Genomic DNA, 16,277 nt, shown 5'->3' on the forward strand with positions numbered 1-16,277 from the left:
ATGAGTAATGAAACTCAAACATCACCGCTTCCTCTAAACCCAATGCACCTACCTGAGCCTCCTTCATGGTTACCACTCTCTTGGGGTTGGTGGGCAGTGATTGCGAGTATTTTGCTAGCTAGCCTTATCATATTTATGTTTATCCGCTGGCGTAAAAAGCGCTTAGCACCAAAGCGAACCGCACTACGCTTACTTGCAAATGGCAACCGACCTTCTGAAGCCATTGAGCTCGTGAGACAAGCGGCGCTGTGCTATTTCCCAAGAGAACAGATTGCCCAGCTTACAGGTAAAGAGTGGTATTCATTTCTTGATAGCCAACTAGCAACACCTCGCTTTAGCGACAACTACGACCTGTGGCAGCAAGCGCTATACACTAATCAGGCAGTACCAAATGCAGAGCAACTTATTCAACATTGTAATGAATGGGTTGAGCAGGCTCTGCCTCCGAAAAAAGGAAAAATTTCTCGTGGCTAATATCAGCTTCGTGTGGTGGTGGATGTGGTTACTACTTCCACTGCCTTTGCTCGTTTACTACTTTGCTCCACCATTAAAACAAGCCGCTCCTGTCCGCCTTCCCTACTTACCTGAATCAGGTACGGCAGTTGCACCAACCAATACGCTGGCACGGGTGTTGGTTGCAATAACTTGGATTGCACTCGTCGCCGCGCTTGCACGCCCTGTTTGGTATGGTGATCCAGTGACAACTCAACCTAAACACCGCGACTTAATGTTAGTGCTCGACCTCTCCTATTCGATGAGCCAAGAAGATATGCAAGACGGCGATCAATATATCGATCGACTCTCTGCGGTAAAAAACGTCGTAAGTGATTTCGTAGAGCAACGAAAAGGCGACCGATTAGGTCTGGTCCTCTTTGCCGATCACGCTTATCTGCAAACACCATTAACTTTCGATCGAGAAACCATCGCTAATCAGGTTAACTCTCTAGTGCTGCGCCTGATTGGTGATAAAACCGCCATAGGTGAAGGTATTGGTCTAGCGACGAAAACCTTTGTTGATAGCGAAGCTCCGCAAAGAGTGATGGTACTGCTCAGTGATGGTAGCAATACCTCTGGCGTTTTGGAGCCACTGGAAGCTGCTAAAATCGCTAAAAAGTACAATGCAACGATTTACACCATTGGCGTTGGAGCGGGCGAAATGATGGTTAAAGAGTTTTTCATGACTCGCAAAGTCAACACAGCCAAAGATCTTGATGAAAAGACTCTGAAGCAGATTGCCGAACTCACTGGTGGACAATACTTCCGAGCCCGTAACGCAGATGAGTTGGCAACCATCTACGACACCATCAACAGCCTAGAGCCAATTAGCCAAGCAACGCAAACATGGCGACCTCAAACCGAATGGTTCCCACTGCCACTGACTCTTTCTCTGCTGTGTTTTTCTTTACTACTGATTGTCCGGAGGAATTATGTCTAATTTTGTTTTCCTCTCCCCTTACTGGTTACTTGCCAGCTTGCCTTGGTTCGCGTTTATTATCTGGCTATCCAAACGGGCGAGCTCACACACCTTAATCGCCCCACACCTAGCTAAAGTGATGGGAGTACAAGCCAAAAGAAGTCACTCAGGCTGGCTGTCCACTATGGCATTAAGTGGTTTGATTGCGATTATTGCACTTGCCGGGCCAAGCTTTAAAACCCAAGAGTTGCCCAGTTATGCAAACAACAGTGCAAGAGTGCTGGTGATGGATATGTCGATGTCTATGTACGCCAACGACATCAAGCCTAATCGCCTAACCCAAGCCCGTTACAAAGCCATTGATTTACTGGCTAACTGGAGAGAAGGTTCGACCGGACTGGTCGCTTACGCGGGTGATGCCTATCAAATTAGCCCAATGACAAGCGACAGCCAGACCATTACCAATTTATTACCTAATCTCTCCCCTGAGCTCATGCCCTACCCCGGCGCAGATGCGAGTAAAGGTATTGAGCTGGCCATCAATATGATGACCAATGCTGGCCTTGCGACTGGCGACATCGTGTTAATCACAGATGACATCGATGATATGGAGCGTTCAGCGATTGAGAAGCTGCTAAAAGGCACAGACTGGCGACTGTCTATTTTAGGAGTGGGCACCCGTTCAGGTGCGCCGATCCAACTCAATGATGGGACCTTAATGACACATACCAATGGTCAGCCAGTGGTTGCGAAATCTAACTTCGATAACATGCGCGCGCTTACATCGACCTTAAATGGAGAGTTTATCCCTATCCAAGTCACCAACAGCGACGTGGAACGAATCACTCAAATCACCTCTCACCTAGATGGTACCAATGCGCAAGATAGCAGCCATAAGGTCGCAGAACGCATCAATCAAGGTTTTTGGTTACTACCTTTACTGATCCTTCCTGCCTTGCTGCTATTTAGACGCGGGTTATTTTTGAGTGTGTTGTTACTAGGACTGCCATTAGTTAGCCCTAAACCTGCCATGGCTAGTCCTTGGATAAACAATGATCAACAAGCGAAGCAACTGTTTGATCAAGGCAAGTTCGCTGATGCCGCCGAGCAGTTTAATGACCGGCGATGGAAAGGGGTTTCTCAGTATCAAAATCAGAACTATTCAGGTGCGATTGAAACACTTAAGAATGAACAAAGTGTTGATGGACGATACAACTTGGCCAATGCCTATGCTCAAAATGGTCAGTTGGATGAAGCAGCGGAGATCTACCAAGAGATCCTCAAACAAGACCCGAAGCATAAAGATGCAAAGCACAACTTGGACGTGGTGAAGCAAGCCCAACAGCAACAGCAACAGCAACAGCAACAGCAACAGCAACAGCAACAGCAACAGCAACAGCAAGATAAGTCTAATCAAGAGCAAAGCGATAGTAAATCGCAGGACTCTAAGGACTCTAAGGACTCTAAGGACTCTAAGGACTCTAAGGACTCTAAGGACTCTAAGGACTCTAAGGACTCTAAGGACTCTAAAAATGATAAGAGCTCAAGCCCTGAGTCAAGTCAGTCACTACAAAATAAATCCTCTCAAAGTGAGCCGGAAAATCAGTCGAAAACTGAAGAAAAGCAGTCCAAAGATCAGCAATCTCAATCTGAACAACAAGCAAGCGCCAATGCGGAGCAAAAGTCGAATAGTGAGCAAAAAAATAAAGCCGATTCACAGCAAGAGACGCAGCAAGCGCAGCAACAAGATAACCAACAGGCCATTGACCCTGAACTAAGAAAGTTACAGCAAGTAGAAAATGCCCGTGACCCGAGTCGATTGCTGCGAGCACAAATGATCTTGCAAGCTCAGCAAAAACAACCACCACAAGATACAGGTAAAAAATGGTAATGAAGAAACAAGTTAAACTCTTTTTCGCCAGCCTATGCGCACTACTGTTTGTCTTAATCAGTCCAACCGCCTTCGCGACTAACATTCAGGTGACGGTGAGCAAGAATAAAGTCGTTAAGAACGAAGTTTTCCAACTCAGAGTCGTGGTGGACAAAAAGGTCTCATCGGACGCGATTGATTTTTCAGCGCTAAACCAAGACTTTTATGTCGGTCGACCAAGCTTTGGCTCATCAGTAAACATCATCAATGGTGACCGCTCAACGCGTAGTGAATGGAATATTTCATTAGCCGCTCAACGATTAGGCCTAACGTCGATTCCAGCATTCACAGTAGATGGCACCTCATCACAGCCGATTACGATTCAAGTCTCTGCCGATACCGAACAGCCAAAATTGACCGATTTGGTCGAGCTACAAAGCACACTGAGCAAATCTGAGCTTTACCCGAAAGAGAGCGCTACACTTACCACGCGCCTAATCGTAAAAGCAGATCCTCGACGACTGCAAAACCCAAATATTCAACCACCTGCGATTATCGGCGACAATCAATCAGGGCTATCTCTTGAAGCTTTGGGTGAGCCCAATCAGTACCAAAGTGTGTTAGATGGTGTTGAAGTCACTGTGGTCGACCAAAACTACCGTGTCACTGCCAATACGGCTGGTGATTACACTCTTAATGGAATTGGCTTCAAAGGTAGCGTCGTTTATGGTGATAACCGCAGCAGCACAACCAAGCTAGTTTCAGCCGATACACCTGCGAAACAATTCAAGGTTCACGTTTCTCCGATTCCAAGCCAATATCAAGGTGAGTGGCTACCTGCAGCAAGCCTAAGTTTGACGCAGCATTGGGGAGACTCTTCAGGTAACACCATTTCGACAGATAGCTATCAAACCTCCGTAGGAGAGTCTCTTACTCGCGAGATTACCCTAGATGTCGAAGGACTTGCCTCTGAACATATCCCTAATTTAAAGGTTAGCTATCCAAAAAGCATTCGTGTTTACCAAGAGAAGCCTCAGTTTCAAGACCTAGGCAATGGCAAAACAAGAATGACAGTCAAGCAGGTATTGATTGCTCAGCAGCAAGGAGAGGTGCACCTGAGCGATGTATCGCTTAACTGGTGGGACACAAGCAACAGCGTCACTAAGACTGCAACTTTGCCAGGACTGGACATCCAGATCGCAGCTGGTAGCGGATTAAGTAATGAGCCTATCGCTGCACCAGCCGCTAACATCAGTAAGCCTGAAACGGTCGTGGTATACGAGCGAGGAATATGGCCATACCTGACCACATTGTTTGCACTGTTATGGCTAGCGACTCTAGTCATGTTAATTCTCTCGCGTAGCCGTAAAACGACAAACGTTACCCCGACACCTACAACGAGTGAAGTCGAACAGATCCTCACGGCGCTGAAGCAAGATGACAAAGTCAAAGCGAACTATCTACTCAAACATTGGTTAGACAACAGCGAAGGAATGGACTCAAACTTAGTGTCAGAAATTCGCGCTGAGCAAGTGGCCATGAACCAGAGCCAATATGGCAATGAAGGTAACCATTGGAAGGCGGCAAAGCTTATCAAACTGATTAAGAAAGCGAACAAAAGCCAGCGTTCAACAAAAATGTCTAAAGAGCCCTTGCCTCCCCTTTAACAGGTAAACAGTAAAAAGCCTTGCGATGTTTCATCCCAAGGCTTTTAATTAGGCGTTAACCAACATTAACGTCGAGCCAACCACACTGTTTCTTCCATCGTTTTTGGCTTGATAGAGAGATTGGTCAGCCGCACTATACAATTTATCGAAGCTAAATTCGCTTTGTTTTAGCTCCATAACAGAATAACCAACCGAGACGGTCAACGTCTCTTTCACCGAACTCTGTTCATGAGGAATCGACTCAAGCTCGATACTATGGCGAATACTCTCGGCTAATTGCGCCACTTTTTCAGCATTCTGAGTAGTCATTAGAAGCGCAAACTCTTCTCCACCAATACGACAAAAGACTTCACTATCCGATTTCGTGTGCTGTTGTAAGATACTGCCCACTCGCATCAAAGCAATATCCCCTTGCATATGACCATACTGGTTGTTGTAAAGACCGAAATAGTCAATGTCGACGATAATGAGTCCATAACACTGGGACCCCGAAGCCGTGTTACGGCAGATATCTTCCAACAGTGCCTCAAGCATTCTACGGTTCCCTAAACGTGTCAGAGGATCGAGCTTTGACATCGTTTCAAGTTGTTCATTGGCACTTTGAAGCTCACGAGTTCGAATCTTCACCTCTTTCTCAAGGTTATTGTTCAGTTCGTGGATCGCCTCCTGTGCTCGCGTTCGAAGTAATACCTCAGTTAGGTTTGACGCAAACATGCGGATCACTTCACGCAGTTGGTGAGTCAAAGGTGAACGTTTAATTAAGTTGTCGGCCGCGATAAAGGCAATTGGTTCTCCACTGTTACTGACCAACATGGTCATGGCTGTCCAACCAAAGCCAACAATATTGAAATCATGGTAAATCGGTACTGACTCTTCAAAAACCACTTCGTTAGGATTCGCACGCGCAGCATTGACGATGGAGCGATTAATGGTTTCAGAGCGATAATAGGATTCGTCCACCACATTGCCCTGAATGTCAGTTCCCCAAGTCCCTTGCATATAGGTACAAGATTCATCAGTGAGGAAGACAGCAAAACGATCAATACCTAAGCGATTAATGGCGAACGTCACTGCAGATTTACAGACTTCACTAATGGTCATACAACGGGATAACTCAACCATACTGGCATGCAACATTCGGACATTCTGCTCTTGACGCTTGCGAATATAGATCTGTGACAACAAGGTTCCAAATGATTCAAGCATTTGGCGTTGATATGAAGTGATAGGTGTGCGGTGGATATAGTTATCCATCGCTATCCACCCGATGATCTCATCGCCATCACGCAAAACCAGCATACCGTTCCAGCCCTGGCCGATAACACTCCCAGCCGTATACAAAGGTGCATCTTCGACAACAATCAGATTCGCTTTACCTTCAAACAGCGCATCAATATAGGTTTCTTCTAATTGGTGAAGGTCGTACTGGGTATGATGCTCACTGATCGTATTGCCATGCTCATCGGTGCCATAGGTACCGCTAAAGCAGCGCTTTTTAATATCAAGCAACATAAAAACTGCACGATCAAAGCCAAGCTTTTCTCGAATAACCTCTACTGCCATTCGATACAATTCATCAAGATTTTTAGGATTAGCGATCTCAGCCGAAACTTCTTGAACAAGTTTCATGTTCTCAATAAACAGTTCACGCTGCTTGATCACATCTAAGTGCTTAGCTTCTTTTATATCTCTCTGCTTAAACTCTTTCGCCGCTTCGGTCTCAGCCCGGACACATTGCCACCTAGAAGCGATGATTTGCAAAGCATCCAATTGATTGAACTGATTTAACTCACTTACCTTTGCTGCAGAGGCGTTTTCAATCACCAGATAAGCGCGTCTTTTGGGGTGGTTATCGAGCATAAATACATAGCTATCTTGTGCCATGATCTCAGAATAATTCCACTGACAAGTATTAAGTACTAAAGGGATTAGACCATCAGAAGAGTCAAACTGTGAAACCCAAGTCCAGAAGGTATTAGGGTATTTTGATAATGATGCAGGATTGCCGTGACTAAACAAAAAGTTTAGTTCTGAGCCGCTTTGGGATTCTAGAAAAATACCAATATTCTCAGGCTCCAGTAGCTCTTTTAAATACTGAAATAGTGAGTTTGCTAGAAAGCGATGATTTCTAGCCGAAAGAATATCTTTTAGTAGTACCCTTGGAAGCATAGTCCTAGCCTGAAGCGAATTATTATTGTAGTTCGATTGAAAAGGTAACAGCTAGCATTATGCAATCAAATGTATTTGCGATCGCTTGTTAAGTCACTCGCAAATCACCAAAAGCAATATGTCCAGATATGATACTGGCTACATTTTGTTGATGTTGTTTCCATATTTTGCATCGGAGAAACTATCGCTATAATAACTAAGATATGAATCACTCATTGGTTGAGTCGATGCCGCACTCAGATTTAAGGGATATGTAGTTTGACGCGTTGGTTGTGCCTATTTAGTCTCTTTTTGACTCTGCCTACATGGGCAAGTATCGATTTGATCGAAGTCGATAAATCTAAACGCCGTATGTATCTCATTGACAACAATCAAGTCATCAAAGAGTTTAGAATCGCGCTTGGTAAGCATCCGAAAGGTCATAAGGTCTATGAAGGTGATCAACGTACGCCAGAAGGACGCTATTATTTGGAGTTCGTTATGGACAGCTCGGATTTTTACCGCTCAATTCATATCAGCTACCCAAATGCAAATGACGTTGCCTATGCCGATACTCTTAACGTCAATCCAGGTGGAAACATCAAAATCCATGGACTTAAGAATGGTGAGACCCGCCCAGCCAAATACATTCAAAGCTTCGACTGGACGGATGGCTGTATTGCAATAACTAACCAAGAGATGGATGAGTTACTCAAACTAGTTAAGGTTGGAACACCTATTGAGATTCGTTGGTAGTCAGACGGGCCTCATCACTGGCCTTTTCTCTGGTTACCCACCAACACATTAATGAACCGATAGTAACCATCACCACCCCTTGAATAAAGCTCTGCGTCAACACTAGGCCTAAGATCACCGACGAGATAATCGTCGACAGTACTGGGGTAAAGTAGGATAACGTCGCCAATAGCACCATGTTTCCGCCGATGATGGCGTAATTCCACAATGCGTAACCACTGCCCATAGCGATACCAGCAATCAACAATAATCCCCCTGATTCTAGGTTTATGCTCATCCCGGTTTCACTGCTTAGTGCATATTTGATCCATAACGTTATCGCCGTCATGATAAAAAACAGCGTAATGGCATTTTGCCCGTTGGCGATGCGCTTGGTCAGATTACAGTAGATCGCCCATAAAAATGCGCCAGTAAAAGCCATCGCATAAGTCACTGGGTTGGTTGCAACGTTGGCAGCAATTTGAGCCACTGACAGTCCTTGCTCACCAGTAATACTCCAAGCTACGCCAAGAAATGCCAATGCAATGCTTGGGTACACTAGCAAACTGGTTTTCTTACCACTGGTTAATACCGCCAACAGCACAGTTAATGCAGGCCACAAGTAATTAATCACCAACATTTCTATCGCTTGCTGACGCGTATTTGCCATTGCCAATGCAAGCGCTAGGCATATCTCATAGGCAACAAACAAACCGCCACCAAGCAACACATAACGAGGTGAGTACGAACGTACTTTAGGTACCCCCATAACAAGCACCAAGAAAATCGACGCTACCGTATAGATAGCCGCCGCGCCTCCAACAGGCCCAAGCATTTCAGTCACCGCACGAGCAAGGCCCATGACACTGCTCCAGAGGAGAATGGCGGCCACGCCTGCTAAGGTAAATTTATGGCTATTGTTCATGCTATTCCAAACTTAAAACAAAAAAAGCCGAGCAGAGTGCTCGGCTCTTAACGGTTATGACGTATTAAATGATTTCCCAACTATGTGTCATCTCAATACCTTTACCTAGCATCAGACATACTGAGCAGTATTTCTCTAGTGAGTCCGCCGTCACTTTTGCCACGATCTCAGGGTCTAAGTTGTCGCCAGACACTTCAAAGTGAATGTTAACCTGAGTAAAGATACGCGGAGCAGTTTCACGGCGTTCTGTAGTCAACTTCGCGTTACAAGCAGTCACAGCTTGGCCGGCTTCTTTTAGACCATCAACCACGTCCACTGAACTGCAACCACCTGCCGCCATCAGAACCATTTCCATCGGGCTTGGCGCAGTTGCACCACCGTTGCCATCCATTACGATTGAATGACCTGACTGGGATTGACCTAAAAATTTAAACTCTTCAATCCATTTTACTTCAGCTTGCATCTGCTTCTCTCTTCTACTTATTTGAGCATATCTTATCGGATGGAAACGTAACGCCAGTCTGACGACGAATTTCCTCTAGCAATTTTGCCACAATCAGCGAGCGTTGAGTGCAACTTTCATTACTCATTTTGTTGTTAAACTGATGAGCAAATTCAAGCGCCTCATAATACATAGGGTTAGCATCTTGTTTGACACTGAGATCGACCCCAATATCGCTCCCACGGGTAAACTTGGTCAACTTTTTAGCGGTAGAGATCATCTCCACCAGCAAAGCCCCTTCTTCACCTTGAATCTCACTCAGCAAATAAGAATCGCTCGTTTTCGAGTGCTGTAACACCACCTCAAAGTCTTGATAGCCAAGAATGACACTTCCGCTGCCATCCACGCCCGAATCAAGTAACTGAGCTTGAGCTTTGACCGTCTCAGGTTCACCAAACAATTCAATCGCCGAGCTCAAGCAGTAAAAGCCAATGTCCATAATCGAACCATTAGCAAACTCTGGATTGAAAGTATTGGGATTCTCGCCCGCAAGATATTTCGGATAGCGAGACGAATACTGACAGTAAGTGAGCAGCGCTTTACGAATTTGCCCAATCCCTGATAGCTCTTCTTTCAAGCGTTTAAAGTTAGGCAGGTGAGGCGACATAAACGCCTCAAACAACAAGACATTGTTCTCTTGGGCAACATCGAACATCTGTTTCGCCAAAGCAAAGTTCGCGGCCATTGGCTTTTCGACAATGACATGCTTGCCCGCTTGCATCATTTGAATCGCCTGAGGGCCGTGCAAGCTGTTCGGGCTAGCAATGTAAACCACGTCAACCAAAGGAGACTCAGCCAAGGCCGTTAAGTCATCGAATAACGCAGGCGATGAGTATTTTTGCCCAAACCGCTCCGCGCTCTCTAGTGAGCGAGAGTAGATGGCAGCCAACTGGTACTCGCCCGTTTTTATGGCGGCTTCAATAAACTGGTCAGTAATCCAGTTAGTACCAATGACGGCAAGTCTTATCATTATTTTTTCCTTAAGCTGCGAGAAAGATTAAAACGACATTTACACCGTAAGTACGACGCGTATTGCAAGCAGAATAAGTACTGCGCCGGACAATCTATCAATCAATAGCGCTTTTGAGCGAATCTTGTCAATCAGTCGAGGGCTCGAAAGTAAAAATGTAATCAAGGTATACCACAGACCATCAACAATGAGTGGCGTCATGACGATGACACTCTTAGCCGTCACGCTGTCACCCACCGCCACAAACTGACTAAATAGAGCGATAAAGAATAACGCAATTTTAGGGCTCAACAATGAGATCAAAAAACCTTCTTTTGCTGACTGCCAAACGCTGGTTTGCTGCCCAGACTCGAGCCTTTCAGCGACGCCCCCTTTTGAACGTAATGCGTTGTAGCCCAGATAGACGAGATAAGCCGCACCTGTATAACTAATGGCCTTAAACAACAGAGGAGACTGCTGCAGCACAACGGCTAAACCAATCAGGGTAATAAAAGCGTAGATACCAATACCAACCGCATGCGCCCATGCCGTCGCTAAGCCATTAAGGCGTCCGCCCGCAAGACTGTGCTTGGCGACCATAGCTAAGCTTGGCCCCGGTGACATCGCGCCAAGAATACAGATCGTAAAAAGTGATAGCCAAACAGTGAACGTCATTATGTCAGATCCTTTAGTTGAAATACTGAGCCTTTGTGCCTAGATCAGCAGATGCATCCAACGTTAGTTAAATTATGGAATGATTTGAAATATAAGTTTAATCATGAGAAGCATGGCATCCAATCATCCCAACAGAATACGACCATGCCCTGATAGCATGCAACCCTTTATCTTACTTAAACTAATGAACCATCATCTGCACTAGGCTAAAAGAACTTCAGGCAAGAAGAAAGTAACATAAAAAATCCCCAAACCTTAAGTTTGGGGATTGTCATATTAACAAATACTCTAGAACAGATTACTGACCAAATTTTGCATCAAACCTTGTTAAATAATGAGTGATCATTGGGATTTTTCACTCTCCACTTATTGAACGCATATCCACAATACGCAAAGGCACCCAGAATACTCAATGGTCCCAGTATCGTTTGAATCAAAGAGCCTTGGAAATTCTCTTGCCAAAGTTCTGGACCAGGAACTAATGCTGCCACTGTAGCGGCAATAAAAATAATCGCCATTGGTATTATAGATAAAAGTGCCCAACAACGACTTTTACCCAAGAAATAAAAACTGCGTTTAAAATTTTCATCCTTATTGCTAATTCTCAGCTTCATATACCCTATCAACATAAACAGAACAGGTAGTGTTGCAGCACCACCATTTAAGTTTTTGACCGCGACTAATATTTGGTTAATGTCTGAGCTAAATTGCCCAACCATAAATAGAATCATTATGATGGTCACTAAAACACCCTGCATCTTAAGTGCATTGACCGGTGTACCTTCGCCATTAACTTCAGACATCTTATCGCCAAAGATGCCTTTAGGTGCATCAACAAATAACATTTTCACTGGCGCCGCAGTCCACAGCATCAATGAACCACAAAGGGTTGTTAACAGTAAGAATGCCGCAATAACATTGGTCCACCATTGAGGGAAACCTAATTGTTGAAAAGCAACATAGATAGCGGATAGTAATCCCAATTCGGATGCAGCATGATCGGGCAAAATCATGTTCATCATAATCGCAGAAATAATCATAATGCCTGAGAATATAAACACATTCAGTATTAGCCCGAATCTAAACGAACGCTCCCCTCCTTTAATGTTCCGCTTATATGCGGCTAAGGCTTCAAGACCACCCAGTGACTGTAAGGCCCATGACATCGATGCAATCTTAGACCAAGATAAATCAATGGCACTCATCCATTGAGGAACCACAGCCTCTCCTTGGTAAGTTATATGACCAAATGTGATTTGATAAGCCGCTGAAACAATAAATACAACGGTTAAAGAAAAACCCGCATAACCCGCCAACGATAAGAGTTTAGACAACAATTTAGGCCCTTTCATAGAAACCCAAGTCGCGACCCAAAAGATCAAAATCGAGGCAATACTAATAATAGGCTTAAACCACATCTGGTTGGTAAGATTTGTCACCCAAGTGACATCACTACTAATGGTATATAAGAAATAGGTGATGATATTTGGTAACAAATCAACAAAGTAAAAAATATTAACGTAGAAGTAGAAGAAGCCCGCAATAAAGCCATATTTTTTGCCAAGTATTAGATTTAACCAACTTTGGTACCCACTTTCAGAATCTTTGAGTTTCTCGATTGAAGATAACTCAATGATCATAAATGTGTAAGGGATCGCGTATACAATTGATGCCACCGCATAAAGTATCCACGAGTTGTATCCCCAATCAGTATATTGAGAAACAATTCCTTTTAGTACAAATCCCCCTCCCGCTATGGAGAAGAACAAAAACGTGAGTAGGGACATTTTGTATCGGTTATCAGATGCTTCCGACATAGGAGGTACCTTCCATATTCATGTTGAAATAATCGGCAACTTCATCAGTTGCCGCTGTTATATTTATTAGTGGGTGTTGTTTCGAAATGGTCGAAGCAAGAATGAATAGCTATAAGGTCTAGCAACTAGCTGATATTGACTTGATGGCAGAGAACGCCAAGAGTCTTGACCTCCAGTTCCCATCTGAGCTAAATCAATATTCAGAGTAGTTGTATCTCCCGATTGAATATCAATACCATGCTTCTGAGAGCTCGGTGTAAGGCCAGACGCACTGATCGCGTCAGAGTCAGGCACAAAATCGAGTTCTTTTGGGTCGAAAGGCCATGCACTCATATTTAGAAGCTCATCGCACGCGACAACTTCAATACCACTCCCCATAGCGTTGCTTATTTTAAACCAGCGTACATCAGTCTTATTGCCTGTTTCTTGTGGACGCGGATATGCATGAAAATGGTCATAAACTGAGCCGCCATAGATCCCTATTTTCTGCCCTTTACGATCTGAATATGTCTCTTCTGGACCTCTTCCATACCAGTTGATGAACTTAAAAGAAGGAGGCATTGAGATTTGGGTACCAAATCTTGGTACGATAGGAAGCGGCTCTTTACCCGGTGCAAAGTTGACATCTATTTTTATTTCACCGTCTGGAAACACGTAATATTGATAGGAAATTTCGCTACTAATGCTAGGCAAAGAGAACTTAGTCTCTATAACGGTTACGGTTTTGTTGTTACGATAATGCCCAAAGTAGACGAGCTTTTTCTGAGTGCCAGCATTCTGCCAAACAGATGCAAACTCATGAACTCTTGCACCAAGGTCATTGTCCGTCATTCCACGCCAAAAATTAGGCATGAATCCCGATTCAAAAATACATAGCTCTTGGTAAGTAAAATTGCTGATATCACCTGTTAGCTTGTTGAACGACAAAGTAAAATGAGTGCCTTTTATTTCTAAGGCATCCGTTGACTCTGATACCTCTACGTAGCAAGCAAGTTCTGCATCAAACTGAGGTTCAAGCTTATGAGCTGGAGGTGTCAGGTTAAATTGCTCCCAACCAATCTCAGCACCACTACCTAAAAGTGGGCTATGATGCGTATCTAGAGCACTGAAGGTAACAATGTATTCGCTATCACCCTCAAGCTGGTAAGTATCTGACGGAAGCTTGAATTGCTCGCGACTGTTGGCCTTCACATGAGTTGGTGAAATGAAACCAGAATGATGAATTACCCCATCTTTGAGAATCTGATAAACAATGTGAATATGATCTAAGTCAATAAAATCATATCTATTTTCTATTTCAAATACCTGTTCATTACCACTATCAATCTGATGGAATCGAACAGGAGAATATACCTTCTTAACTTCGGTCATATGAGGGTGAGGAATACGGTTAGCATCGACTAAGCCATCGTTCATGAAGTTACCATCTGTTGGCATCGTTGGGTGATAATCTTTGCCGTAACCCCAGTACTTTTCACCTCGTTCATTCGTTAATTCAAGTGCATGGTCCATCCACTCCCAAATAAAACCACCTTGAAGATTTTCATTACGATCAATCAGCTCCCAGTAATCTCCCAAAATGCCAACAGAGTTGCCCATCGCATGAGCGTACTCAATCATAATCATCGGCCGTTCGCTCTGCTGTTTAGCGAACTCCGCGACTCGTTCCAAGGATGGGTACATTGGACAGACAATATCAGTGTAAGGCTGCTCTCCTGCCGGCTCATATTGAACTGGACGACTGTTATCACGATCCTTAATCCAAGCATATAAGTTCTCAAAGATAGAACCTGTTCCCGCCTCATTACCCATAGACCAAATAACAACACATGGATGGTTTTTATCGCGCTCTACCATTGCTTGTACACGTTCAAAATGAGCCGGATACCAAGACTCGGTATTACCTATTTGTGTCTCTTCTTTTAGGGCAAGTGGGTGAGACTCGATATTCGCTTCATCAACGACATAGAGTCCATATTGATCGCATAACTGATACCAGCGTGAATGACATGGAAAATGACTGGTCCTCACCGCGTTAATGTTATGCTCTTTCATTAGTTGAATATCGCGAAGCATATTCTCTTCAGTCGGTACGTGACCTAACTTGGGATGAAGCTCGTGACGATTGACGCCTTTAATTTTGATTGGCACCCCATTTACTAAAAGTTTACCTTCGGTAATACTCACCCGTCGAAACCCTACTTTATGGCTTGTAGACTCAACTGTTGTATTATTTTCATCATAGATACTGACAATTAAGGTATAGAGATTTGGGGTCTCAGCAGTCCAAAGCCGCGGTACGTTGATGGCTCCACTGCTCCGTGTCTCTGTAGTGCCAGAATCACAAGTTAAAGTCTTCGTGTCTTCATACTTAGATACAAGTGAGTCAGCGTCGTCTAACAGTTCGACCTTAAGTTGAATTGACTTCGCCACATCCGAATAGTTTTGTAATTGAGTTGTTATACTGAAACTTGCTTGTGAAAATTCATTATTTAGTTCTTGCTCAAAATGAACATCATATATACGTTCAGAAGCGGTGGAATAAATGAAAACCTCTCTTTCAAATCCGGACATATCCAGCATGTCTTGCTTTTCGATGTAACTCGCATTCGACCATCGATACACCTCAACCGCGATGAGGTTTTTCCCTCGAACAATATACTCTGTTATGTTGAATTCAGCTGGGTTTTTGGCATTTTGTGTATAACCAACACGATGTCCATTAACCCAAATAAAAGCAGCAGTTCGTACCCCACCAATGTGAAGAAACGTCTCTTCTCCTTGCCAACTTTCATCAAGTTTGAATTCCTTAATATATGAGCCGACTGGGTTATAATCTCTTGGTACATTTGGCCAATCTGCATCAAAGGCGTAGCGCTCATCAACGTAAATCGCATTATCCCACCCTTGAGCTTCCCAATTTCCTGGGACTTCGATCATCTCCCAATCATCAGAGTTATAACTCAGCTCATAAAACTGCTTCACTCTATCTTCAGGTTTTTTGACGCAGCGAAAGCGCCAGAGGCCATTAAGGGATAAATAATTTTTCTCACCATTTCTATTGTTTAATAGTGCTTTTTCTCTACTTGAAAATGGAAAGATGTAGGGTCTGGGTGGCAATTTATTCAGACCACTAATCTCATGTTTTTCTAGCACACATGGTACTCCGCAAACATCTTCATAGAGTTTATCGATGTTGGCACTATTTGATTCACTGTTATGCATTAAATTGACCCTTATTTAGTAAAAATTTAGCTGACAATTAAAATACACCTCGAGTAATTCAGCATGTGTGATGGAGTATCAAAAAATATATTCATCTTGTGTTACATTACAAAATTGCTTAGATTCAAAACAAGAACACTCATAATAAAACCATTACAACCAATGACTTAAATTTACTTTTCATTTGCAACAACATTGATTCCATTAAATAATAAAGAAATAATCCAAGCTCGCATCTCAATAATTAAAATTGACTAAAAAATCATATTTATTTACTTAACAACAGCATTTAATCCTTTTTCTACGCTCCTTAATTGCAACATTATGCGCTATGATGAGTAGGCCTATTT

The 16,277-nt window shown here is 43.7% G+C and carries 12 protein-coding genes; 5 read left to right on the forward strand and 7 right to left on the reverse strand.

The window, feature by feature from the left end:
- From ACU01J_RS13375 to ACU01J_RS13390, 4 genes are read left to right on the forward strand one after another with little or no spacing between them, the layout of a single operon-like run.
- Positions 1-474 (forward strand): DUF4381 domain-containing protein, encoded by a 474-nt coding sequence (locus tag ACU01J_RS13375; protein ID WP_481086144.1) that lies wholly within the window; start codon positions 1-3, stop codon positions 472-474.
- A complete protein-coding gene (locus ACU01J_RS13380; protein ID WP_481086145.1) occupies positions 467-1,435 on the forward strand; it encodes a vWA domain-containing protein in 969 nt (322 codons plus the stop codon). The genes ACU01J_RS13375 and ACU01J_RS13380 overlap by 8 nt, the downstream gene beginning before the upstream one ends.
- Positions 1,428-3,305 (forward strand): vWA domain-containing protein, encoded by a 1,878-nt coding sequence (locus ACU01J_RS13385; protein ID WP_481086146.1) that lies wholly within the window; start codon positions 1,428-1,430, stop codon positions 3,303-3,305. Before ACU01J_RS13380 ends, ACU01J_RS13385 begins: the two co-directional genes overlap by 8 nt.
- Complete coding sequence (locus ACU01J_RS13390) at positions 3,305-4,951, forward strand: BatD family protein (RefSeq protein ID WP_481086147.1); 1,647 nt, start codon at positions 3,305-3,307, stop codon at positions 4,949-4,951. The genes ACU01J_RS13385 and ACU01J_RS13390 overlap by 1 nt, the downstream gene beginning before the upstream one ends.
- 48 nt (positions 4,952-4,999) lie before the next feature.
- Here ACU01J_RS13390 and ACU01J_RS13395 read toward each other — a convergent pair whose 3' ends face one another.
- Positions 5,000-7,120, reverse strand: a complete 2,121-nt coding sequence (locus tag ACU01J_RS13395) for a sensor domain-containing diguanylate cyclase (protein ID WP_481086148.1) — start codon at positions 7,118-7,120, stop codon at positions 5,000-5,002.
- Between the two features lie 258 nt (positions 7,121-7,378).
- Here ACU01J_RS13395 and ACU01J_RS13400 point away from each other — a divergent pair, with 258 nt between their 5' ends.
- A complete protein-coding gene (locus tag ACU01J_RS13400; protein WP_481086149.1) occupies positions 7,379-7,855 on the forward strand; it encodes a L,D-transpeptidase family protein in 477 nt (158 codons plus the stop codon).
- Here the strand turns inward: ACU01J_RS13400 and yddG are convergent.
- The 6 genes from yddG to ACU01J_RS13430 form a co-directional block, all read right to left on the reverse strand.
- Complete coding sequence (gene yddG / locus ACU01J_RS13405; RefSeq protein WP_481086150.1) at positions 7,836-8,759, reverse strand: aromatic amino acid DMT transporter YddG; 924 nt, start codon at positions 8,757-8,759, stop codon at positions 7,836-7,838. The genes ACU01J_RS13400 and yddG overlap by 20 nt on opposite strands.
- A gap of 64 nt (positions 8,760-8,823) precedes the next feature.
- Entirely contained in the window at positions 8,824-9,222 is a 399-nt protein-coding gene (locus tag ACU01J_RS13410) for an OsmC family protein (protein WP_481086151.1), read from the reverse strand.
- Between the two features lie 13 nt (positions 9,223-9,235).
- Positions 9,236-10,231, reverse strand: a complete 996-nt coding sequence (locus ACU01J_RS13415; protein ID WP_481086152.1) for a Gfo/Idh/MocA family protein — start codon at positions 10,229-10,231, stop codon at positions 9,236-9,238.
- A 39-nt stretch (positions 10,232-10,270) separates the two neighbouring features.
- Positions 10,271-10,885: a LysE family translocator gene (locus tag ACU01J_RS13420; RefSeq protein ID WP_481086153.1), complete on the reverse strand. Its 615-nt coding sequence runs from the start codon at positions 10,883-10,885 to the stop codon at positions 10,271-10,273.
- Between the two features lie 317 nt (positions 10,886-11,202).
- Entirely contained in the window at positions 11,203-12,702 is a 1,500-nt protein-coding gene (locus ACU01J_RS13425) for an APC family permease (protein WP_481086154.1), read from the reverse strand.
- A 66-nt stretch (positions 12,703-12,768) separates the two neighbouring features.
- The gene (locus ACU01J_RS13430; protein WP_481086155.1) at positions 12,769-15,927 is read right to left on the reverse strand and encodes a glycoside hydrolase family 2 TIM barrel-domain containing protein; all 3,159 of its coding nucleotides are present in this window, start codon (positions 15,925-15,927) and stop codon (positions 12,769-12,771) included.
- Positions 15,928-16,277 lie beyond the last annotated feature (350 nt).

This window comes from Vibrio sp. 2433-A1, assembly GCF_056726085.1.

Bases quoted from the DNA above. Each gene is read 5' to 3' on its own strand.
- ACU01J_RS13375 (WP_481086144.1), top strand. From the start codon at position 1: ATGAGTAATGAAACTCAAACATCACCGCTTCCTCTAAACCCAATGCAC.
- ACU01J_RS13385 (WP_481086146.1), top strand. From the start codon at position 1,428: ATGTCTAATTTTGTTTTCCTCTCCCCTTACTGGTTACTTGCCAGCTTG.
- ACU01J_RS13390 (WP_481086147.1), top strand. From the start codon at position 3,305: ATGAAGAAACAAGTTAAACTCTTTTTCGCCAGCCTATGCGCACTACTG.
- ACU01J_RS13395 (WP_481086148.1), bottom strand. From the start codon at position 7,120: ATGCTTCCAAGGGTACTACTAAAAGATATTCTTTCGGCTAGAAATCAT.
- yddG (WP_481086150.1), bottom strand. From the start codon at position 8,759: ATGAACAATAGCCATAAATTTACCTTAGCAGGCGTGGCCGCCATTCTC.
- ACU01J_RS13410 (WP_481086151.1), bottom strand. From the start codon at position 9,222: ATGCAAGCTGAAGTAAAATGGATTGAAGAGTTTAAATTTTTAGGTCAA.
- ACU01J_RS13415 (WP_481086152.1), bottom strand. From the start codon at position 10,231: ATGATAAGACTTGCCGTCATTGGTACTAACTGGATTACTGACCAGTTT.
- ACU01J_RS13420 (WP_481086153.1), bottom strand. From the start codon at position 10,885: ATGACGTTCACTGTTTGGCTATCACTTTTTACGATCTGTATTCTTGGC.
- ACU01J_RS13425 (WP_481086154.1), bottom strand. From the start codon at position 12,702: ATGTCGGAAGCATCTGATAACCGATACAAAATGTCCCTACTCACGTTT.
- ACU01J_RS13430 (WP_481086155.1), bottom strand. From the start codon at position 15,927: ATGCATAACAGTGAATCAAATAGTGCCAACATCGATAAACTCTATGAA.